General features: G+C 72.2%; 17 protein-coding genes and 1 riboswitch. Of the genes, 10 read left to right on the top strand and 7 right to left on the bottom strand.

Going from position 1 to position 18,749, the window contains the following annotated elements; genetic code table 11:
- Positions 1 to 53 precede the first annotated feature (53 nt).
- The 5 genes from AB0924_RS21055 to AB0924_RS21035 all read left to right on the top strand — a co-directional run bounded on the left by AB0924_RS21055 (position 54) and on the right by AB0924_RS21035 (position 7,087).
- A complete protein-coding gene (locus AB0924_RS21055) occupies positions 54 to 1,265 on the top strand; it encodes a sensor domain-containing protein (protein ID WP_358928232.1) in 1,212 nt (403 codons plus the stop codon).
- 309 nt (positions 1,266 to 1,574) lie between these two features.
- Positions 1,575 to 2,939, top strand: coding sequence for a sensor domain-containing protein (locus AB0924_RS21050; RefSeq protein ID WP_366912149.1), 1,365 nt, complete (start codon positions 1,575 to 1,577; stop codon positions 2,937 to 2,939).
- 198 nt (positions 2,940 to 3,137) lie between these two features.
- Positions 3,138 to 3,809 (top strand): response regulator transcription factor, encoded by a 672-nt coding sequence (locus AB0924_RS21045; protein WP_366912148.1) that lies wholly within the window; start codon positions 3,138 to 3,140, stop codon positions 3,807 to 3,809.
- Positions 3,810 to 4,104: 295 nt separating this feature from the next.
- Complete coding sequence (locus tag AB0924_RS21040) at positions 4,105 to 6,033, top strand: 2-oxoacid:acceptor oxidoreductase subunit alpha (protein ID WP_366912147.1); 1,929 nt, start codon at positions 4,105 to 4,107, stop codon at positions 6,031 to 6,033.
- Positions 6,026 to 7,087 carry a 2-oxoacid:ferredoxin oxidoreductase subunit beta gene (locus AB0924_RS21035; RefSeq protein WP_358928238.1) on the top strand — a complete coding sequence of 354 codons (1,062 nt, stop codon included), beginning with the start codon at positions 6,026 to 6,028 and terminating at the stop codon, positions 7,085 to 7,087. The genes AB0924_RS21040 and AB0924_RS21035 overlap by 8 nt, the downstream gene beginning before the upstream one ends.
- Positions 7,088 to 7,122: 35 nt before the next feature.
- Here the strand turns inward: AB0924_RS21035 and AB0924_RS21030 are convergent, their stop codons facing one another.
- Positions 7,123 to 7,533, bottom strand: coding sequence for a helix-turn-helix domain-containing protein (locus tag AB0924_RS21030; RefSeq protein WP_358928240.1), 411 nt, complete (start codon positions 7,531 to 7,533; stop codon positions 7,123 to 7,125).
- Between the two features lie 111 nt (positions 7,534 to 7,644).
- Between AB0924_RS21030 and AB0924_RS21025 the strand changes: the two genes are divergently transcribed.
- The 3 genes from AB0924_RS21025 to AB0924_RS21015 all read left to right on the top strand — a co-directional run bounded on the left by AB0924_RS21025 (position 7,645) and on the right by AB0924_RS21015 (position 10,130).
- On the top strand, positions 7,645 to 8,499 hold the full coding sequence (locus AB0924_RS21025; RefSeq protein ID WP_366912146.1) for an SDR family oxidoreductase: 855 nt from the start codon (positions 7,645 to 7,647) through the stop codon (positions 8,497 to 8,499).
- A gap of 135 nt (positions 8,500 to 8,634) precedes the next feature.
- Positions 8,635 to 9,597, top strand: coding sequence for an EamA family transporter RarD (rarD, locus tag AB0924_RS21020; protein ID WP_358928244.1), 963 nt, complete (start codon positions 8,635 to 8,637; stop codon positions 9,595 to 9,597).
- 47 nt (positions 9,598 to 9,644) lie between these two features.
- On the top strand, positions 9,645 to 10,130 hold the full coding sequence (locus AB0924_RS21015; protein ID WP_366912145.1) for a VOC family protein: 486 nt from the start codon (positions 9,645 to 9,647) through the stop codon (positions 10,128 to 10,130).
- 30 nt (positions 10,131 to 10,160) lie between these two features.
- Here the strand turns inward: AB0924_RS21015 and AB0924_RS21010 are convergent, their stop codons facing one another.
- On the bottom strand, positions 10,161 to 11,390 hold the full coding sequence (locus tag AB0924_RS21010; RefSeq protein WP_366912144.1) for a hypothetical protein: 1,230 nt from the start codon (positions 11,388 to 11,390) through the stop codon (positions 10,161 to 10,163).
- A gap of 219 nt (positions 11,391 to 11,609) precedes the next feature.
- Between AB0924_RS21010 and AB0924_RS21005 the strand changes: the two genes are divergently transcribed.
- On the top strand, positions 11,610 to 12,197 hold the full coding sequence (locus tag AB0924_RS21005) for an NAD(P)H-dependent oxidoreductase (RefSeq protein WP_358928251.1): 588 nt from the start codon (positions 11,610 to 11,612) through the stop codon (positions 12,195 to 12,197).
- Positions 12,198 to 12,203: 6 nt separating this feature from the next.
- Here the strand turns inward: AB0924_RS21005 and AB0924_RS21000 are convergent, their stop codons facing one another.
- The 4 genes from AB0924_RS21000 to AB0924_RS20985 all read right to left on the bottom strand — a co-directional run bounded on the left by AB0924_RS21000 (position 12,204) and on the right by AB0924_RS20985 (position 16,590).
- Complete coding sequence (locus AB0924_RS21000; RefSeq protein ID WP_366912142.1) at positions 12,204 to 13,088, bottom strand: ABC transporter permease; 885 nt, start codon at positions 13,086 to 13,088, stop codon at positions 12,204 to 12,206.
- Positions 13,075 to 14,049, bottom strand: coding sequence for an ABC transporter ATP-binding protein (locus AB0924_RS20995; RefSeq protein WP_366912141.1), 975 nt, complete (start codon positions 14,047 to 14,049; stop codon positions 13,075 to 13,077). Before AB0924_RS20995 ends, AB0924_RS21000 begins: the two co-directional genes overlap by 14 nt.
- A 76-nt stretch (positions 14,050 to 14,125) precedes the next feature.
- The gene (locus AB0924_RS20990; protein ID WP_358928257.1) at positions 14,126 to 15,334 is read right to left on the bottom strand and encodes a DUF2092 domain-containing protein; all 1,209 of its coding nucleotides are present in this window, start codon (positions 15,332 to 15,334) and stop codon (positions 14,126 to 14,128) included.
- 245 nt (positions 15,335 to 15,579) lie between these two features.
- Positions 15,580 to 16,590: a polyprenyl synthetase family protein gene (locus tag AB0924_RS20985; protein ID WP_358928259.1), complete on the bottom strand. Its 1,011-nt coding sequence runs from the start codon at positions 16,588 to 16,590 to the stop codon at positions 15,580 to 15,582.
- A 533-nt stretch (positions 16,591 to 17,123) separates the two neighbouring features.
- Positions 17,124 to 17,310: riboswitch (cyclic di-AMP (ydaO/yuaA leader) on the top strand.
- Between the two features lie 3 nt (positions 17,311 to 17,313).
- On the opposite strand from AB0924_RS20985, the gene AB0924_RS20980 reads away from it, so the two are divergent.
- Entirely contained in the window at positions 17,314 to 17,799 is a 486-nt protein-coding gene (locus AB0924_RS20980; protein WP_358928261.1) for a transglycosylase SLT domain-containing protein, read from the top strand.
- A 62-nt stretch (positions 17,800 to 17,861) separates the two neighbouring features.
- On the opposite strand, the gene AB0924_RS20975 is transcribed toward AB0924_RS20980, so the two are convergent.
- Positions 17,862 to 18,674 carry a Cof-type HAD-IIB family hydrolase gene (locus AB0924_RS20975; RefSeq protein WP_366912140.1) on the bottom strand — a complete coding sequence of 271 codons (813 nt, stop codon included), beginning with the start codon at positions 18,672 to 18,674 and terminating at the stop codon, positions 17,862 to 17,864.
- Positions 18,675 to 18,749 lie beyond the last annotated feature (75 nt).

Genomic DNA, 18,749 nt, shown 5'->3' with positions numbered 1-18,749 from the left:
GGGGCGGTGGACCGCATGGCACAAGGGGCGCCGGGCACGGCAGGCTGGCCCGCATGACCGCTTCCGCCTCCGCCGCCGGCCGGACCGAAGGCTCCGGCCGCCTTCCTTCCGACCGTCTTCCTTCCGACCGCCTGCCGCCCGTCCGTATGGCCCTCGACGCGCGCACCTGGAAGGAGATCGCGCATCTCCTGCTGAACCTGCCGGTGGCGCTGTTCGGCTTCACGTACGTGTTCACGGTGGTGCTCGTCAGCGGGGTCCTCACCCTCACGGTGATCGGCCTGCCGCTGCTCGCCGTCTGTCTGCTGGGCGCCCGGCAGCTCGGCAAGCTGGAGCGGAGCCGGTCCCGGGCGCTGCTCGGGGTGCGGGTGGACGAGCCGTCACCGCTGCCGCTCGGCCGGAGCGGGGGGATGTTCCAGCGGCTGTGGCTGGCGCTGAAGGACCCGGTGGGCTGGCGGACGCTGCTGTACGACCTCATCCGGCTGCCCTGGGGCATCCTCACCTTCTGCACCGTGCTGACCTCGCTGTTCGTGTTGTGGCCGGTGCTGCCGTTCATCACGCGGGGGCTGTCCAACGTGGACCGGGCGATGGTGCGGGGACTGCTGTCGCCCTCCGACGAGCTGGAGCGGCGGATCGCCGAGCTGGAGTCGGACCGGGGGGTCGTGGTCGACACGGCCGCCGCCGACCTGCGCCGCATCGAACGGGACCTGCACGACGGGGCGCAGGCCCGGCTGGTGAACCTCGCCATGGGCCTGGGGCTGGCGAAGGAGAAGCTGCTGGAGGATCCCGACTCGGCCGCCGCGATGGTGGACGAGGCGCACGGCGAGGTGAAGCTCGCGCTGCAGGAGCTGCGCGACCTGGCGCGGGGCATCCACCCCGCGGTGCTGACCGACCGCGGCCTGGACGCGGCCCTGTCCGCCGTCGCCTCCCGCTGCACGGTGCCGGTGAAGGTGACGGCGGACCTGCCGGCCCGGCCCGCCGCGGCCATCGAGGGCATCGCCTACTTCACCGTCTCCGAGCTGCTGCAGAACATCAGCAAGCACAGCCGGGCACGCTCCGCCTCGATCGACGTCTGGCGGACCGAGGACCGGCTGCTGGTCCAGGTCCGGGACGACGGGGTCGGCGGTGCCCGGCTGGAGAGCGGCAGCGGCATGCGGGGGCTGGCCGATCGGCTGGGCGCGGTGGACGGCCTGTTCGTGGTCGACTCCCCCGTCGGCGGCCCGACGGTGATCACGGCGGAGCTGCCCTGGCGGGACCGCAGGGAATAGCCGCCCCGCCCGCGCCGTCCCCCACTCCAGCGGCGCCACCTCACCCGCGGCAACCCGCCCCACCCCGGCCGCGCCACCCCGCGCCGTCCCCCACCCCAGGGGCGCCACCCCACCCGCGGCAACCCGCCCCACCCCGGCCCCGGCCCTCCGCCCCGGCGCCACCTCACCGGGTTCCGCCGGCCCGCGCGGGGTGGGGAAAACCCCCGGACCGAGACGCCGACGGCCTCCATGGTTCCCGGGGCCGCGGCCCGCCACGCTGGACACACGGTCGCGGCAGCGCCGCCAGGACGAGGAGAACGGACGACACCGATGGCCACGGAGTACGGACAGGGGTACGGGCGGGAACATGGGCACCCCGCCGGATCCGGCTTCCCCGCCAACGACGGGGAGCGGCGCCACCGGCTGCCCGCAGCCCTGCGGGCGCCCGTCGAGGCGCGGAGTCTGCGCGAGTTCGGCTATGTGCTGCTGAGCCTGCCGATCGCGATCGTGCTGTTCTGCTGGGCGGTCACGATGGTGTCGCTCGGCGCGGGACTGCTCATCACCTTCCTCGGGGTCCCGGTGCTGGCGGCGGCCCTCGCCGGCTGCCGGGGCTTCGGCGTACTGGAGCGCACGCGCGCGCGTGCGCTGCTGCGCCTGGAGGTGGCCGACCCTGAGCCGCTGCGGGCGGCCAAGCCGGGGGTGTTCGCGTGGATGGGCGCGGTGCTGAAGAGCGGCGCGTCGTGGCGTCATCTGCTGTACGCGCTGCTGCAGTTCCCCTGGGCGGTGTTCTCGTTCGTCGTGGTGCTGAACTTCTGGACGATCGGCTGGGCGCTGCTGACGTATCCGCTGTGGTTCTGGGTGTTCCCGATGTACGCGGGTCAGGGCGGTCTGCAGCTGTACGGCGACGCCCACCACAGCGTCTACCTCGACAACGCCTTCGAGATCACCGTGACGGCGCTGGTGGGTCTGGTGTTCACGCTGGCCACGCCGTGGATCGTGCGGGGTCTGGTGACGGTGGACGGGCTGCTGGTGCGCGGGCTGCTGGGGCCGTCGCGGCTGTCGGCGCGGGTGGTGGAGCTGGAGTCGGACCGGGGCGTCGTGGTGGACACGGCCGCCGCCGACCTGCGCCGCATCGAGCGGGACCTGCACGACGGGGCGCAGGCCCGGCTGGTCAGCCTGGCCATGGATCTGGGGCTGGCGAAGGAGAAGCTGCGGGAGGACCCGCGGGAGGCGGCCCGGATGGTGGAGGACGCGCACGGCGAGGTGAAGACGGCCCTGCAGGAGCTGCGCGACCTGGCGCGGGGCATCCACCCGGCGGTGCTGACCGACCGCGGTCTGGACGCGGCCCTGTCGGCCGTCGCCTCCCGCTGCGCGGTCCCGGTGCGGGTGGAGGTCGATCTGCCGTCCCGGCCCGCCCCCGCGATCGAGGGCATCGCCTACTTCACCGTCTCCGAGCTGCTGCAGAACATCAGCAAGCACAGCCGGGCACGCTCCGCCTCGGTCGACGTCTGGCGGGCCGAGGACCGGCTGCTCGTGCAGGTGATGGACGACGGGGTCGGCGGCGCCGACGCCACCCGGGGCTCGGGGCTGGCCGGACTGGCCGGCCGGCTGGACGCGGTGGACGGCGTCCTGGTCGTGGACTCGCCGGCGGGCGGCCCCACGCGGGTGATCGCCGAGCTGCCCTGGCGCGGCTGAGCGCACGCGGCCGGGCGCCGGGCCGCGCCGGCAAGGACGCGTCCGGGCCAGCCGGGAACGCCCGGCCCGGCGGCCGGGCGGGAACGCCAACCGCACGGTTGTTTCCCCCGGTCCTGGGCGCGCCGCCCCGAATGCTGGAATGCTTGACCCCCGTACGAGACGCCGTCGGAAGGTCGGGCTGTGGGGGGCCGGGAGATCGTGGAGAACAGGGTACGGGTGGTCATCGCCGAGGACTCGGTGCTGCTCAGAGAGGGCCTGACCCGGTTGCTGACCGACCGCGGGCACGACGTCGTGGCCGGCGTCGGGGACGCGGAGGCGCTGCTCAAGACCATCGCCGACCTGGACGCGCAGGGTGAGCTGCCCGATGTGGTGGTGGCGGACGTGCGGATGCCGCCGACCCACACCGACGAGGGGGTGCGGGCGGCCGTGCGGCTGCGCAGGACGCACCCGGGGCTCGGGGTGCTGGTGCTGTCGCAGTACGTCGAGGAGCGGTACGCCACCGAACTGCTGGCCGGTTCCAGCCGGGGCGTGGGCTATCTGCTCAAGGACCGGGTCGCCGAGGTGCGGGAGTTCGTCGACGCGGTGGTGCGGGTCGCCGGGGGCGGTACGGCGCTGGACCCGGAGGTGGTCGCGCAGTTGCTCGGGCGCAGCCGCAAGCAGGACGTGCTGGCGGGGCTCACCCCGCGGGAGCGCGAGGTGCTGGGGCTGATGGCGGAGGGCCGGACGAACTCTGCGGTCGCCCGGCAGCTCGTGGTCAGCGACGGGGCCGTGGAGAAGCACGTCAGCAACATCTTCCTGAAGCTCGGCCTGTCCCCGAGCGACGGCGACCACCGGCGTGTTCTGGCCGTTCTGACCTATCTCAACTCGTGACGGACCGACACTCGTCAGCAGGGTGTCAGGGCGTCGGGCTTCTGTGGACACGGGTACCCGGGTGGCGGAAGGCCGGAGGAAGGAATCGTGGAAGAGGCACAGGCGCGGCGAGCCGGTCGACAGGGGCTCCGGCGGCGCGAGGAACCATGAGAATCCAGCGCGACGGGGCGTCTCGAAACGCCGTCCATCATGCGGATGGCCGCCGGAGGGCGACCCTGAGCGACGTAGGGTTGATTCTGGGATGGTCCGTGGGACGACCATTCCCGGACAGCCGCCTCGAAGGAGGTCCAGTTCAGTGACCAGCCAGGTCAGCAGCCCAGCGGAGCAGGCCGACGCGACCGTCGTGGGAGAGCAGCGCAAACCGGGCGGAGCGAAGGACGTGCGGCGCCTGGACCGGGTGATCATCCGGTTCGCGGGGGACTCGGGTGACGGCATGCAGCTCACCGGTGACCGCTTCACCTCGGAGACCGCGTCCTTCGGCAACGACCTCTCCACCCTCCCCAACTTCCCCGCCGAGATCCGCGCCCCCGCGGGCACCCTGCCCGGCGTCTCCTCCTTCCAGCTCCACTTCGCAGACCACGACATCCTCACTCCGGGCGACGCGCCGAACGTGCTGGTCGCGATGAACCCGGCCGCCCTGAAGGCCAACATCGGCGACCTGCCGCGCGGCGCCGAGATCATCGTCAACACGGACGAGTTCACCAAGCGCGCCCTGCAGAAGGTCGGCTACGCCGCCTCCCCGCTGGAGGACGGCTCGCTCGACGGCTACCACCTGCACCCGGTGCCGCTGACGACGCTCACGGTCGAGGCGCTCAAGGAGTTCGACCTCTCCCGCAAGGAGGCCGAGCGCAGCAAGAACATGTTCGCCCTGGGCCTGCTGTCCTGGATGTACCACCGGCCGACGGAGGGCACCGAGAAGTTCCTGAACAGCAAGTTCGCGAAGAAGCCGGAGATCGCGGCCGCGAACATCGCCGCCTTCCGGGCGGGCTGGAACTTCGGCGAGACCACCGAGGACTTTGCGGTCTCCTACGAGGTCGCCCCGGCCACCAAGGCCTTCCCGGTCGGCACCTACCGCAACATCTCCGGGAACCTCGCCCTGGCCTACGGTCTGGTCGCCGCCTCCCAGCAGGCGGACCTGCCGCTGTTCCTGGGCTCGTACCCGATCACCCCCGCCTCGGACATCCTGCACGAGCTGAGCAGGCACAAGAACTTCGGTGTGCGGACGTTCCAGGCCGAGGACGAGATCGCGGGCATCGGCGCGGCGCTGGGCGCGGCCTTCGGCGGCTCGCTGGCGGTGACGACCACGTCCGGTCCCGGGGTCGCCCTCAAGAGCGAGACCATCGGCCTCGCGGTGTCGCTGGAACTGCCGCTGCTGGTGGTCGACATCCAGCGCGGCGGCCCGTCGACCGGCCTGCCGACCAAGACCGAGCAGGCGGACCTGCTCCAGGCGATGTACGGCCGCAACGGCGAGGCACCGGTTCCGGTGGTCGCGCCGAAGACCCCCGCGGACTGCTTCGACGCGGCCCTGGAGGCGGCCCGGATCGCGCTCATCTACCGCACTCCGGTGATCCTGCTCTCCGACGGCTACCTCGCCAACGGCTCCGAGCCATGGCGCATCCCGGACCTGGACGAACTGCCCGACCTCCGGGTCCGGTTCGCCACCGGCCCGAACCACACCCTGGACGACGGCACCGAGGTGTTCTGGCCGTACAAGCGCGACCCGCGGACCCTCGCCCGGCCGTGGGCGGTCCCGGGCACACCGGGCCTGGAGCACCGCATCGGCGGCATCGAGAAGCAGGACGGCACGGGCAACATCTCCTACGACCCGGCCAACCACGACTTCATGGTCCGCACCCGCCAGGCCAAGATCGACGGCATCGACGTCCCGGACGTCGAGGTCGACGACCCGGACGGCGCGCGCACCCTGGTCCTCGGCTGGGGTTCCACCTACGGGCCCATCACGGCGGCGGTACGAAGACTGCGCGCCGCCGGCGAGGCCGTCGCCCAGGCCCACCTGCGCCATCTGAACCCCTTCCCGCGCAACCTGGGCGAGGTGCTCGAGCGGTACGGCAAGGTGGTGATCCCCGAGATGAACCTCGGGCAGCTCGCCACACTGATCCGGGCGAAGTACCTGGTCGACGCCCGCTCGTACAACCAGGTCAACGGCATGCCGTTCAAGGCGGAACAGCTCGCCACCGCGCTGAAGGAGGCCATCGATGACTGACGCCACCAACGGGCTGCTGCAGTTGGTCCCCAAGGCCGAGGCGAAGCAGTCGATGAAGGACTTCAAGTCCGACCAGGAGGTGCGATGGTGCCCGGGCTGCGGTGACTACGCGATCCTGGCGGCGGTGCAGGGCTTCATGCCCGAGCTGGGGCTGGCCAGGGAGAACATCGTCTTCGTCTCCGGCATCGGCTGCTCCTCCCGCTTCCCGTACTACATGAACACCTACGGGATGCACTCCATCCACGGCCGCGCGCCCGCGATCGCCACCGGTCTCGCCGCCTCCCGCCGCGACCTGAGCGTGTGGGTGGTCACCGGTGACGGCGACGCCCTCTCCATCGGCGGCAACCACCTCATCCACGCGCTGCGCCGCAACGTCAACCTGAAGATCCTGCTGTTCAACAACCGGATCTACGGCCTGACCAAGGGCCAGTACAGCCCGACCTCCGAGGTCGGCAAGATCACCAAGTCGACGCCGATGGGCTCCCTGGACGCGCCCTTCAACCCGGTCTCCCTGGCGATCGGCGCGGAGGCGTCCTTCGTCGCCCGGACCATCGACTCCGACCGCAAGCACCTCACCGAGGTGCTGCGCGCGGCCGCCGACCACCCGGGCACGGCGCTGATCGAGATCTACCAGAACTGCAACATCTTCAACGACGGCGCCTTCGACGCCCTGAAGGACCGGCAGCGGGCCGAGGAGGCGCTGATCCGCCTGGACCACGGGCAGCAGATCCGCTTCGGGGCCGACGGTGCGCGCGGTGTCGTACGCGACCGGCGGACCGGCGATCTGAAGGTGGTGACGGTGACCGCGGAGAACGAGGCGGACGTCCTGGTGCACGACGCGCACTCCACGTCCCCCACCACCGCCTTCGCCCTGTCCCGGCTCGCCGACCCGGACACCCTGCACCACACCCCGATCGGCGTGTTCCGCTCGGTCGAGCGGCCGGTCTACGACACCGAGATGGCCGACCAGCTCGACTCGGCGATCGAGCAGCACGGCAAGGGCGACCTGGGCGCGCTGCTGGCCGGCGGGGACACCTGGACGGTCGTCGGCTGACGAGCGGCCCGCTCACCGACCAGGGCGGACATGGCCTAGGAGGCCCGGGACTTCAGTTCCCGGGCCTCGTCGTACGCCAGCCTGGCCTGCTCCACCTCGTCCATGCGCTCGTGCGTCCACCGGGCGAGGGACCGTACCTGCCGCGCCGCCTCCTCGCCGAGACCGGTGAGCGAGTAGTCGACCCGGGGCGGGATCACCGGCTTGGCGTCCCGGTGGACCAGGCCGTCGCGCTCCAGGGTCTGCAGGGTCTGGGTCAGCATCTTCTCGCTGACCCCCCGGCCGCCGTACCGCCCGATCGCCCGGCGCAGCTCGCTGAAGCGGTACGGCCGCTCCAGCAGCTCGATCAGCACGAGGACGCCCCAACGGCTGGTGAGGTGCTCCAGGACGAGGCGGTACGGGCACTGGGCCTCGGCTTCCGCGGTGGTCATCCGGTCACTTACTGCCATGCCAGTACCTTACTTCAAAGTGGGTACTTTCGCTTGGTTAGCGCCTCTCCTAGGGTTAGTGGCAGACATACGGAGTCACCGACGGACGCACCCACAAGGAGACCGCGCATCATGAGCATCGTCGTCACCGGAGCCACCGGACACCTCGGCCGCCACGTCGTGGAGCAGCTGCTGGAGAAGGTCCCGGCCGGAGAGATCACCGCCGTCGTGCGCGACGAGGCGAAGGCCGCCGGCCTCGCCGCCCGCGGCGTCCGGCTCGCCGTGGCCGACTACAACGCACCCGAGACCTTCGACGGTCTGTTCCGGGCCGGCGACAGGGTCCTGCTGATCTCCGGCAACGAGTTCGACAAGGGCCGGGTCCAGCAGCACCAGGTCGTCATCGACGCGGCCAAGGCCGCCGGTGTCGCACTGCTGGCGTACACCAGCGCCCCGGGCACCCTCACGGCCGCGCTCGCCGACGACCACCGCGCCACCGAGGCGGCGCTGCTCGCCTCCGGCCTGCCCTACAGCCTGCTGCGCAACGGCTGGTACCACGAGAACTACACCGAGAACCTCGCCCCGGTGCTGGAGCACGGCGCGGTCGTCCAGGCCGCCGGCGACGGCCGGGTCTCCTCGGCCTCCCGCGCCGACTACGCGGCCGCCGCGGTCGCGGTGCTCACCGGCGAGGGCCACGAGAACTCGACGTACGAGCTGGGCGGCGACGAGGCGTGGAGCTTCGCCGAGTACGCGGCCGAGCTGAGCCGGCGGACCGGCCGGGAGATCGCCTACACCCCGGTACCGGTCGAGACGCTCGAGTCCATCCTGGCGGGCGCCGGGCTGCCCGGGCCGCTGACCGCGGTGCTGGCCGGCGTGGACGCCTCGATCGAGAAGGGCGAACTGGTCGTCTCCACCGGCGACCTCTCCCGCCTGACGGGCCGTCCGACCACCCCGCTCGCCGAGGCCGTCGCCGCCGCCCTCAAGGGCTGAACCCGCCGCTCGGAACCCCTGGGCGGCCCACGGCCCCGTCTGTCATGACCGTATAGCGATACGGGCATGACAGATGGGGCCGCTCGGCGCTACCTTCTTCCTCGCACACATGGCTGAGGCGAGAAGGAGGGGCCCATGGCCGGGACGTCCACAGGAGAGCACCGGACAGGCCTGGTGAACGGTTTCGCCGCGTACGGGATGTGGGGCCTGGTCCCGCTGTTCTGGCCGCTGCTGAAGCCCGCCGGAGCCATGGAGATCCTGGCCCACCGCATGGCGTGGTCCCTCGTCTTCGTCGCCGTCGCCCTGCTCTTCGTACGCCGCTGGTCCTGGGCCGGGGAGCTGCTGCGGCAGCCGCGGCGGCTGGCGCTCGTCGTGGTGGCCGCCGCCGTCATCACCGTGAACTGGGGCGTCTACATATGGGCCGTGAACTCCGGCCATGTGGTCGAGGCGTCCCTCGGGTACTTCATCAACCCGCTGGTGACCATCGCGATGGGCGTGCTGCTCCTCAAGGAGCGGCTGCGGCGCGCGCAGTGGGCCGCGGTCGGGGTCGGCTTCGCCGCCGTCGCCGTCCTGACCGTCGGCTACGGCCGCCCGCCGTGGATCTCGCTCTGCCTGGCGTTCTCGTTCGCCACCTACGGGCTGGTGAAGAAGAAGGTCGCCCTCGGCGGCGTCGAGTCGCTGGCCGCCGAGACCACGGTCCAGTTCGTGCCCGCCCTCGGCTATCTGATCTGGCTCGGCGTGCACGGCGGATCCACCTTCACCACCGGCGGCACCGGCCACTCCCTCCTGCTCGCCTCGACCGGAGTCGTCACGGCGCTGCCGCTGGTCTGCTTCGGCGCGGCGGCGATCCGGGTGCCGCTGTCCACCTTGGGACTGCTGCAGTACCTGGCCCCGGTCTTCCAGTTCCTGCTCGGCATCCTCTACTTCCACGAGGCGATGCCGCCGGAGCGCTGGGCCGGATTCGCCCTGGTGTGGCTGGCGCTGACCCTGCTCACCTGGGACGCCCTGCGCGCCACCCGGAAGCCCCGGGTGGTCGCGGTGTCGCCGCTCGTCGAGGCCGCCGACCCCGCTCAGGTGGACGTCCGCCGGGTCGGTTGACGCCGGTCGCCGGTGCGGGCCCGCGCGGGGCGCTATAAGTGGTGAGCATGTCCACAGACACGCCCGCATCCGCGTCCGCTCCGGCCCCGCTGCGCTGGAAACTCGTCATCGACGCCGCAGACCCGCACACCCAGGCGGACTTCTGGGCCGCCGCGCTGCACTACGAAGCCGAGGACAACAGCGCGCTCATCGAACGGCTGCTGTCCCTCGGCCGACTGCCCGGCCAGGCCACCGTCGAGTACCACGGCCGCCCCGCCTTCCGGGACCTGATCGCCGTACGGCACCCTGAGGACCCCTACGACCCGGACACCGGCATCGGGCTGGGCCGGCGGCTGCTCTTCCAGCGCGTCCCGGAGGCGAAGACGGTCAAGAACCGGCTGCACATCGATGTGCACGCCGGTGCCGGGCGCCGCGCGGACGAGGTGGCCCGGCTGGAGTCCCTGGGCGCGCGGGTGCTGCGCGAGGTGAAGGAGCACGCCGGCGAGTGGGTGCTGATGGCCGACCCGGAGGACAACGAGTTCTGCGTCGCGTAGGCCGTCGGCGGTGCGAGCCGCGCCGGCCTGCTACGCCCGCGCAGCCCCGGCCGCGCGGTCGGTCAGGCGGACCATGCGCGAGCGTGCCGACTCCAGGGGCTCCGGGTCGCCGGCCGCGGGGCCGGGCTCCGCGGTGAGGTCCGTCCACAGGCCGAGGAGGTCGCGGCCCAGCCGCAGCCCCTCCTCCGGGTCGCGCACCGCGCGCCAGGCGGTGGCAGCGCTGCGCACGTTGCCGTAGGCCGCCTCCGCGTCGCACGCCTGCCGGCGCAGCCGGGCGAGGTCCAGGGAGAGGTGGAAGGAACGCACCGGGTCGCCCGCGAGGTAGGCGATGTAGGCGGTCAGTTCCCCCAGGTGCAGCACCTCGGGGTGGCGGGGGCCCAGGACCGCGGAGGCCTTGGCGACCGTGCGGTCGGCGAGTTCGGCCGCCGCCTCGATACGGCCGTCCCGGACGGCCTCGTTGATCCGCGCCATCGGCTCGGTGAGCAGTTCGGCGCCTTCCGCGGTCTCGGTCACGGGCGTGTCCCCGAGGACTTCCTCGGCCACGGCGTCGAAGCCGCGGGCGGGGGTGGGAGTCGGGGACGAGGCCGGGGCGGGCTCGGGGTCGTGCAGGGGTGCGTCCGGGAAGGACGCGGGTGCCGCGGGGGTCGCGCGGACGGGCCGTGAGGTGACCGGCTCGGGGTGCGGCGCGGGTGCGACGGGGGATTCCCCGGCACGCGGCGCGGGTATCGGGCCGACCGGCTCGGGGTGCTCCGTGGGCGCTGGGCTCATGATGTGGGGCCCGTACACGGGGACGGGAACCGGCGTCCGGGTTCCCGCGGCGGTCCGGGCGCCGGGTACGGCGCCCATGACCGGCGGCGGCCCGAACCGCCCCTGCGGCTCCCGCGCCGGGCCGGGGCCCACCGTGACCGGCCCGGACGCCGTCGCACCGGGCGTCACCGCACCCGATCCGTCCGTCCCGGCCTCCGGGGCGACCCGCACCGGGTCCCCGGCCACCCGGCTGGAGCCGTCCGCCGAGACCTCCAGGGGGACCACGCAGCCCGCGCGGTCGTCGTGGATCGTGGCGCGTATCGGGGTCCCCAGGCTGATGGCGAGGCGCTGGAGATGGTTCAGCACGGCCTGCTGGATCTCCTCGCCCGGCGCCGCGACGACCGCCGTCCCGCCCACCGAGGCACTGCCCGTGCCGGACACCCGGACGGCCACCACCGCGGGGTGTGCCGCGGGCTGCTGTGCCCGCTTCTTCTCGAAGCTGAGTCGAGACATCGGTTTCCCTCACTCCCCCGGCGCCACGATCCGGTCCGTACGCGTCCTGCCGACCAGTGTGTCCGTTCCAGCCCGGCTCCCGCGTCACCACGACGTCACAGCCTCGCACCAGCCGCCGCCCGAAGCCTCCGGGGCCGGCCCTTGAAACAGACTGCTTGCGTGTGCATAAAATGCACACGCCCTTATTCGCGGTGCGACATCGACCATTACGGGGGACCTATGAGCCGCCGCTTTCTCTTCGTCCTGGGCAGTGCCCGGCCCGACGGCAACACCGAGCTGCTGGCCCGCGCGGCCGCCGAGCAGCTCCCCGCTGACGTCGAGCAGCGCTGGATCCGTCTCATCGACCACCCGCTGCCCGACTTCACGGACCTGCGGCACGACACCGACCACGTCCGGCCGGCCGCGGACACCCCGGCCGGCCTGCTGCTGGACGCCACCCTGGCGGCCACGGACCTGGTGATCGCCTCCCCGCTGTACTGGTACTCGGTCTCCGGCCACACCAAGCGGTACCTGGACCACTGGTCGGCCTGGCTGCGCACTCCGGGCCTCGACTTCAAGGCGACGATGGCCGGGCGCACCCTGTGGGGTGTCTCGGCCCGGGCGGACCGGGAACCGTCGGTCGCCGACCCGCTCGCCGGCACGCTCAACAACTCGGCGGCCTATCTGGGGATGCGCTTCGGCGGTGTGCTGCTCGGCAACGGCAGCGCGCCCGGTGACGTGGCCAGGGACACCGACGCGCTCACGCGCGCGAAGACGTTCTTCGCCGGGGAGGCGCCTCTCGCCCGCTTCCCGTACCAGGAGGCCTGAGCGGGTCTAGGCGCTGATGTCCTTCGTCGTGAACCGCGCCCAGGCCGCCGAGCCGAACACGGCCGCGTACAGCGCCTGGAGGGCGAGGTTCTTCACCAGGTCGTCCCAGTAGACGGGGTCGCGCATCAGGTCGGCGAAGGACAGCCAGTAGTGCGGGAAGAAGTACGGCCGCAGCGCGTGCAACTGGGGTATCTGGTCGAGGATCTGAACGGTGATGAGCAGGCCCACGGTGGTCGCCATCGCGGCGATACCGCTGTTGGTCAGGGTGGACACGAACAGGCCGAGCGCCGCGACACCGACCAGTGAGGCGGCGACGGCCAGCGCGATCAGCAGCGCCCTGCCGAGGCCCTGGGTGAAGGTGATGCTGGTGCCGGAGATGGTGGTGAGGTCGCCTAGCGGGAACAGCAGCGCGCCGGTGGCCAGCGCGGACACGGCCACGACCAGGGTGGCCAGCAGACAGAAGGCCATGACCGTCGCGTACTTCGTGAGCAGCAGCCGGGTGCGGCCGGCCGGGGCGACCAGCAGATAGCGCAGGGTCCCGGCACCGGCCTCGCCGGCGATCGAGTCGCCCGCGACGACGCCGACCGCCATCGGCAGGAAGAACGGCAGGGTCGCGGCCAGCGCCGTGAACACCAGGAACAGGCCGTTGTTGGTGATCTGGGCCATGAACGCCGGCCCCTCGCCACCGCCGCCGTCCGCCCCCGGTCCGCCCCGCGTCTCGATCCGCACCGCGATCCCGACCAGCACCGGCACCGCCGCCAGCACCGCGAGCAGCGCGAGCGTGCGCCAGCGGCGCAGCGTGGTGACCAGCTCGCTGCGCAGCAGTCCGAAGGTCCACAGCGGACCCGGCCTGCGCCCGGCCGGCGCCCCGAGTGGCTCAGCCCGCGACATCGAAGCCCTCCCCGGTCAGCGCCACGAACGCGTCCTCGAGCGAGGCCCGTTCGAGGGTGAAGCCCCGTACCCGGACGCCCGCCGAGACCAGGGCCGCGTTCACCTCCGCGAGGTCCCGCTCGGGCGGCTCGCCGGTCACCCGGTCGCCGTCGGCGACGACGTCCGCGACGCCCTGCTCCTTCAGCACCCGGGCCGCCTCGGCGGGATCCGGCGTGCTCACCGCCAGCCGGCCGCGGGCCCCGGCGGCCAGGTCGGCGACCGCGCCCTGGGCGATCAGGCGGCCCTGCGCCATCACCGCGGCGTGCGTGCACACCTGCTCGATCTCGTCGAGGAGGTGGGAGGACAGGAACACGGTCGTACCGTCGGACGCCAGTTCCTTCACCAGGGCGCGGATCTCCCGCATGCCCTGCGGGTCGAGCCCGTTGGTGGGCTCGTCCAGCACGAGCAGTCCGCGCGGCTGGAGCAGGGCGGCGGCCAGGCCGAGGCGCTGTTTCATGCCGAGCGAGTACGCCCTCGCCTTCTTGCCCGCCGCGGCCCTCAGACCCACCCGGTCGAGGGCGGCCGCGACGCGGGCGCGCCGGGAGCGCGGGTCGGCCGTCGGGTCGGCGGCGTCGTAGCGCAGCAGGTTGTCCCGGCCGGACAGGAAGCCGTACAGGGCCGGGCCCTCGATCAGCGCGCCGACCCGCGGCAGGACCGCGCGGGCGGACCGGGGCATGGGCCGGCCCAGGACGCGGGCCGTGCCCGAGGTCGGCTCGATCAGGCCCATCAGCATGCGGATGGTGGTGGTCTTGCCGGAGCCGTTCGGGCCGAGGAAGCCGAAGACGCTGCCCGCCGGGACGGTCAGGTCGAGACCGTCGACGGCGAGCTGTCCGCCGCGGTAGCGCTTGGTGAGGCCGCGCGTGGCGATGACGTGCTCCGGCACGTCCCCCGGTTCACACTCCGCGGCGGACGGTTCGTCCATCGGCTCCCCCTCGGTTCCCCGTGCCCGCTCCTGCCCGTCCGCTGCCCGGGGAGGACCACTTCCTGCCCGGGGAGGATTACTTCCCCGCGTTCGCCGCCTTCACGAGCGCGTCCTTGGTCACCGCGCCGGCGTACACCTTGCCGTCGTCGGTGATCAGGGCGTTGACCAGGCGGGTGGAGAACACCGTGCCCTTGCCGAACTTGCCGGAGACCTGGTCGCCGAGCGAGCCGAGGAAGCCGCCGAGCGCGCCGCCCTGGTCGCCGGACGGCACACCGCCCTGGCTGCCGGTGTCGAAGGTGGCGACCGACGTCCAGCCCTTGCCGAGCACGGTGGCGCCGTCGAGGCCCTCGGCGAGACCCTCACCGCCCTTGGGGGCGTGCTCCGGCGCCTTGCCCTTGCCGCCGTCCTTCTCCTCGGTGACCTTCGCGCCCTTGGGAGGGGTGAAGTCGAAGGTGGAGGCGGCCGGCCTGGCGAAGGAGACCTGGGTGAAGCCCGCGTCGAGCACGGCGGCGCCGCCGCTCCTCGGGGTGAGGGTGAACTTCAGCGGCAGGCCCGTCTTCGCGTCCACGGCGATGCTGATGGCGCCGACCGTGGTGCCGGACTGCCTGGGCTTGATCAGCAGCTTGTAGGCGTCGCGCCCGGCGACCTGCGCGGTGCCGTCGACGGTCACGGACGTGGTGTCGTCGACCGCCTTCAGGGCCTCGTCGGCGAAGCCCTTCGGCGTGGCCGGCGGCTGCTCCGCCCGGTGCTCCCCGCCGGAGCCGGCGGTGGCGGAGTGGTGGACCTCGTTGCTCTTGCTGTCGTAGCCCCAGACGTCCTTGCCGTCGTGGATGAGGCTGTACTCGGAGCCGCTCTCCAGCAGCGACAGCTTCTGCCGGTCCGGGCCGTCGGTGGCCACGCGCAGCGTGTGCGTGCCGGAGACCAGCTCGGTGAGCTTGGACCGCGGGTCCGCGGCGGAGCCGTCGCCGTCACCGCGGGCCGCGCCGGACACCAGTCCGCTCTCCAGGCCGCCGAGGTCCGGCAGGCCGAGGTCGGTGCTGACCTTCACCGTGCCGGACAGCTGCTGCACGTCCGACTTGGCGATCTTGTCGATGAGCTGCTGTGCGGTGATCTTCGGCAGATCGGGGTCACCGGAGTCGGCGAGCGCCGGGACCAGCCCGATCGTGGCCGCCGCGACCCCCACCACCGCGACCGGGACCACGTACCGGGCGGCCTTGCGGCGTCCGGTGGGCAGGTCCTCGTCACGCGCGGCGCCCGTTGCGTCGTCGGATTCGTACGGTGCCATCTGTGCCTTACCTCCGTCGTCGGCGGCGGCTGTCCCCACACTGGTCCACCTGAGCCGCCATTCTCACCCGAATCGGTGAGGAGTGGTGATTTCCGTGGTTTCCATATGACCAAATCGGCCGTGAGGAAGCGTCAGACCACGGCACCAACTCCGTGTACGCCTGCGGTATGACACCCGAGGGCGGTCTCTCCCCCGACCCGTAGGGGTCGCGCGGGAGACACCGCCCTCGGTCGCCGACAGGGGGCTCAGCCGGCCCGGTGCACCACCGCGTCGCACAGTTCGAGCAGCGCCGCCTTGGAGTCGCACTCCGGCAGCGGGGCCAGCGCGGCGCGCGCCTCCTCGGCGTAGCGGACGGTGTCGCGGCGGGCCTGCTCCAGCGCGGGGTGCGCGCGGAGCGCGGTCAGCGCCTCGTCGAGCCGGGCGTCGTCGCCGAGGTCGGAGTCGAGCAGCTCGCACAGCGCGATGTCCTCGGGCAGCCCCAGCCGGGCCGCGCGCTCGCGCAGCCGGAGCACGGGCAGCGTCGGGATACCCTCGCGCAGGTCGGTCCCCGGGGTCTTGCCGGACTCGTGCGAGTCGGAGGCGATGTCCAGGACGTCGTCGGCGAGCTGGAAGGCGACTCCGAGCCGTTCGCCGTACTGGGTGAGCACGTCGACGACCGTCTCGTCGGCGCCGGACATCATCGCGCCGAACCGGCAGGAGACCGCCACCAGGGAGCCGGTCTTGCCGCCCAGCACGTCCAGGTAGTGCTCGACCGGGTCGCGGCCGTCCGAGGGGCCCGCGGTCTCCAGGATCTGGCCGGTGACCAGCCGCTCGAACGCGAGGGCCTGGACCCGGACCGCCTCGGGACCGAGGTCGGCGAGGATCTGGGAGGCGCGGGCGAAGAGGAAGTCGCCGGTGAGGACCGCGACGGAGTTTCCCCAGCGCGTGTTGGCGCTGTCCACCCCGCGCCGCACGGACGCCTCGTCCATGACGTCGTCGTGGTACAGCGTGGCCAGGTGGGTCAGCTCCACGACCACGGCCGACGGCACGATGCCGGGCGCGTACGGGTCCCCGAACTGCGCCGCGAGCATCACGAGGAGCGGCCGGAACCGCTTCCCGCCGGCCCGGACGAGGTGCTGCGCGGCCTCCGTGATGAACGGGACCTCGCTCTTGGTGGCCTCGAGCAAGCCTTCCTCGACAGCCGTCAATCCGGCCTGGACATCGGCTTCCAGAGCCTGGTCCCGCACGCTCAGCCCGAACGGCCCGACGACGGTCACGAGGGGTCTCCTGTCTGCTGGTGTCTGCTGGCGATTACACGGTTTGTCGATAGGTCGCTGCCCTCACTCAAGTCAGCGTATCCGGTCCTGTTTCGATCACCGAGGGCGCCCACCGGTCCGGCACGGACGGCATCGGACCACGATCGGCGCACTGCCGACCACCCGATAATACGGACATTAAGCGCCTTAATGCACCTTTTACGACGCGCAGCAAATCAGCCACGGGGTATCCGGCGGGGCCCTCACCCTCCGGTTCACCCTCACCGCCAAATCCCCCATGTCTGATTTGGAATACTTTGCTATTTCGTGAATTGGGTCACGCGCCCCCGTCCGGCCGCCCGACCCGGCCACCACCCGTTCTCCCTTGCGTCATCGGCCAGTTGAACATTGGCAGCCGCAAAGGATCAAGTACCCAAATCGGAACAGAACAAGGTCAACTTGGCTTTTACGTGAATCCGACACTTGTTCCGGACATGTGCTCTCGCATACGTTCCGGCCAGTCGAGCGGAACGCCGAATCCTGCCGCCGCCCGACACCACCCATCGACGAACTCATTCGTACGGCAGGAGCGGGGGACCCAGGTAAGTTCGCCGGACCGGACGACGCGTGTCGTCACCGGAACGGCAAGGGGTTAAGTCGTGCCGCCTCGGGGGCGGCACGGCCGGGCACCTCCCCGCCCGAACCCGACAGCTCACCTCGCAGGCGACGGAGAGGAACTTCCCCATGCCTGCTGCCGCCCAGCCCCGCCGCGTCCGCACCAGCCGCCTCGTCCGCAGGCTCGCCGTCCTCGGCACCGGCGCCGCCGTGCTCGCCCTTCCGGTCGCCGGTGCGACCAGCGCCTCCGCGGCCGACTCCGCCGGCTCGACCGGGACCACCCTCGCCGGGTACCCGAACAACCTCGACGGCTGGATCCGCGAGTCCCTCGCGATCATGGCGGAGAAGCACATCCCGGGCACCTACAACGGCATTCACCGCAACATCATCCGCGAGTCCTCGGGCAACCCGCGCGCCATCAACCTGTGGGACTCCAACGCCGCCAAGGGCATCCCGTCCAAGGGCCTGCTCCAGGTGATCGACCCGACCTTCAACACCTACCACGTGGCCGGAACGGCGTTCGACCCCTACGACCCGGTCGCGAACATCACGGCCGCCTGCAACTACGCGGCCGCCCGCTACGGGTCGATCGACAACGTCAACGGCGCCTACTGACCGGCACCCGTGGGGGGCGCCACCTGACCGGCGCCCCCCACGGGCCGCTGTTCGCGTCCCGGTCAGCCGGCCGTGAACAGTCCTTCGAGGACGACGGCGACGCCGTCGTCCTCGTTCGACGTCGTGACCTCGTCCGCGACCGCCTTGAGTTCGGGGTGGGCATTGGCCATGGCGACACCGCGGCCCGCCCAGTCGAACATGGGGATGTCATTGGGCATGTCGCCGAAGGCCAGGGCCTGTTCGGCGGTGATCCCCAGATGGCCGGCGGCGAGCGCGAGCCCGGTCGCCTTGGTGACCCCGCACGGCTGGAGTTCCACCGTGCCCGGCCCCGACATGGTGACCGTGGCCAGCGAGCCCACCGCCGCGCGCGCGGTCGCCGCCAACTCGTCGTCCGACAGCGTGTGATGGCGCAGCAGCACCTTGCTGATGGGCTCGCGCCACAGGTCGTCCCGCCGGCCGACCCGCACGGCGGGCAGCGTCGGGTGGGGCATCAGATACCCGGGCTCGATCAGCGTGAGCCCGTCCACGCCGTCCTGGTCGACGGCCGCGAAGACCTGCCCCACCTCGGCCTCGATCTTGCCGAGCGCCGTCTCCGCCAGTTCCCGGTCCAGCCGCACCGACCACAGCAGGCGGCCGGTGCCGGCGTCGTAGACCTGCGCCCCCTGCCCGCACACCGCGAGCCCCGTGCAGCCGAGGGCGGCCAGGAGCGGCCGCACGCGGGGGGCCGGCCGGCCCGTCACCACCAGGTGCCGGGCACCGGCCCTCCTCACCCGCTCCAGCGCGGCGAGTGACCGGTCGGAGACGGTGTCGTCGCCGCGCAGCAGCGTCCCGTCCAGGTCGGTGGCGATCAGTGCGTACGGGGGAGGTGCGGCCATGATCAGAGAATACGGACCGCACGCCCAGCCGACTCACCCGGTTCTCGCCGGACTTGAGGTCCGGCCGTGAGCCTC

This window comes from Streptomyces sp. NPDC047869 (genome assembly GCF_040704065.1).
In the GTDB taxonomy this organism is placed as follows: Bacteria; Actinomycetota; Actinomycetes; order Streptomycetales; family Streptomycetaceae; genus Streptomyces.
Note: the sequence above shows the minus strand (reverse complement) of the source record. Positions and strands in the feature narration are given on the sequence as shown.

Excerpts from the sequence above, each read along its gene's own strand:
- AB0924_RS21050 (WP_366912149.1), top strand. The coding sequence starts at position 1,575 with ATGGCCACGGAGTACGGACAGGGGTACGGGCGGGAACATGGGCACCCC.
- rarD (WP_358928244.1), top strand. The coding sequence starts at position 8,635 with ATGGCCGGGACGTCCACAGGAGAGCACCGGACAGGCCTGGTGAACGGT.
- AB0924_RS21035 (WP_358928238.1), top strand. The coding sequence starts at position 6,026 with ATGACTGACGCCACCAACGGGCTGCTGCAGTTGGTCCCCAAGGCCGAG.
- AB0924_RS21010 (WP_366912144.1), bottom strand. The coding sequence starts at position 11,390 with ATGTCTCGACTCAGCTTCGAGAAGAAGCGGGCACAGCAGCCCGCGGCA.
- AB0924_RS20995 (WP_366912141.1), bottom strand. The coding sequence starts at position 14,049 with ATGGACGAACCGTCCGCCGCGGAGTGTGAACCGGGGGACGTGCCGGAG.
- AB0924_RS21055 (WP_358928232.1), top strand. The coding sequence starts at position 54 with ATGACCGCTTCCGCCTCCGCCGCCGGCCGGACCGAAGGCTCCGGCCGC.
- AB0924_RS21000 (WP_366912142.1), bottom strand. The coding sequence starts at position 13,088 with ATGTCGCGGGCTGAGCCACTCGGGGCGCCGGCCGGGCGCAGGCCGGGT.
- AB0924_RS21030 (WP_358928240.1), bottom strand. The coding sequence starts at position 7,533 with ATGGCAGTAAGTGACCGGATGACCACCGCGGAAGCCGAGGCCCAGTGC.
- AB0924_RS20975 (WP_366912140.1), bottom strand. The coding sequence starts at position 18,674 with ATGGCCGCACCTCCCCCGTACGCACTGATCGCCACCGACCTGGACGGG.
- AB0924_RS21005 (WP_358928251.1), top strand. The coding sequence starts at position 11,610 with ATGAGCCGCCGCTTTCTCTTCGTCCTGGGCAGTGCCCGGCCCGACGGC.
- AB0924_RS21015 (WP_366912145.1), top strand. The coding sequence starts at position 9,645 with ATGTCCACAGACACGCCCGCATCCGCGTCCGCTCCGGCCCCGCTGCGC.
- AB0924_RS20990 (WP_358928257.1), bottom strand. The coding sequence starts at position 15,334 with ATGGCACCGTACGAATCCGACGACGCAACGGGCGCCGCGCGTGACGAG.
- AB0924_RS21025 (WP_366912146.1), top strand. The coding sequence starts at position 7,645 with ATGAGCATCGTCGTCACCGGAGCCACCGGACACCTCGGCCGCCACGTC.
- AB0924_RS20980 (WP_358928261.1), top strand. The coding sequence starts at position 17,314 with ATGCCTGCTGCCGCCCAGCCCCGCCGCGTCCGCACCAGCCGCCTCGTC.